Here is a 1,320-nt window from a genome sequence, read left to right on the forward strand (position 1 = left end):
CGCGGCGCGCCGCGGCCTCCTGCTCCTCCTGCTTGCGCTTCATCGGGTTGCCCGACTTGCGCTTGCCCTTGGCCTGCTTCTGCTTCTTCTTCTGCTTGCCGGCGCCACCGCCCATGCCCGGCATCCCGGGCATACCCGGCATGCCGCCGCCCTGGGCCATGCGGGACATCATCTTCCGCGCCTCGAAGAACCGCTCCACGAGGTTCTTCACCGCGCTGACGTCGACACCGGAGCCCTTGGCGATACGGGCACGGCGCGAGCCGTTGATGATCGTCGGCTCCTGACGCTCGGAGGGCGTCATCGACTTGATGATGGCGGCGGTCCGGTCGACGTCACGCTCGTCGAGGTTGTTGATCTGGTCCTTGATCTGCCCCATGCCGGGCATCATCCCGAGCAGCTTGCTGATGCTGCCCATCTTCCTGACCTGCTCCATCTGGGCCAGGAAGTCGTCGAGGGTGAAGTCCTGGCCCTTCTTGGAGGCCAGCTTCGAGGCCATCTTCTCGGCCTCTTGCTGCGAGAAGGTCTGCTCGGCCTTCTCGATCAGCGTGAGCATGTCGCCCATGCCGAGGATGCGGGACGCCATGCGGTCCGGGTGGAACGCGTCGAACTCGTCCAGCTTCTCGCCGTTCGAGGCGAACATGATCTGGCGGCCGGTGACCTGCGCGATCGACAGGGCGGCACCACCGCGGGCGTCACCGTCGAGCTTGGAGAGCACGACGCCGTCGAAGCCGACGCCGTCCCGGAAGGCCTCCGCCGTGTTCACGGCGTCCTGACCGATCATGGCGTCGACGACGAAGAGGACCTCGTCGGGGCTGACGGCGTCGCGGATGTCCGCGGCCTGCTGCATCAGCTCCTGGTCGATGCCGAGGCGACCGGCGGTGTCGACGATGACGACGTCGTACTGCTNNACGCCCGCGCGCTCGGCGACCACGCTCAGCTGGTTGACGGCGTTGGGGCGCTGCAGGTCGCACGCGACCAGGAGCGGCGAGTGCCCCTGCCCCTTCAGCCAGAGGCCGAGCTTTCCGGCGAGGGTCGTCTTACCGGCACCCTGCAGGCCCGCGAGCATGATGACCGTCGGCGCGGTCTTGGCGAACCGGAGACGGCGCGTCTCGCCACCCAGAATGCCAATGAGCTCCTCATTGACGATCTTGATGACCTGCTGGGCGGGGTTGAGGGCCTGGGAGACCTCGGCACCGGCCGCGCGCTCCTTGACCTGCTTGATGAAGGCGCGGACGACGGGCAGGGCCACGTCCGCCTCGAGCAGGGCGATGCGGATCTCGCGCGCCGTGGCGTCGATGTCCGCCTCGGACAGGCGGCCCT

Annotated in this window: 2 pseudogenes; both read right to left on the minus strand. The window is 68.0% G+C overall.

The window, feature by feature from the left end:
- Positions 1-906, minus strand: a pseudogene (locus tag AOK03_RS27885) (signal recognition particle protein); the annotation flags it as partial.
- 2 nt (positions 907-908) lie between these two features.
- Positions 909-1,320: pseudogene (locus AOK03_RS44330) on the minus strand (signal recognition particle receptor subunit alpha); the annotation flags it as partial.

The organism is Streptomyces atriruber, assembly GCF_001418325.1.
In the GTDB taxonomy this organism is placed as follows: domain Bacteria; phylum Actinomycetota; class Actinomycetes; order Streptomycetales; family Streptomycetaceae; genus Streptomyces; species Streptomyces atriruber.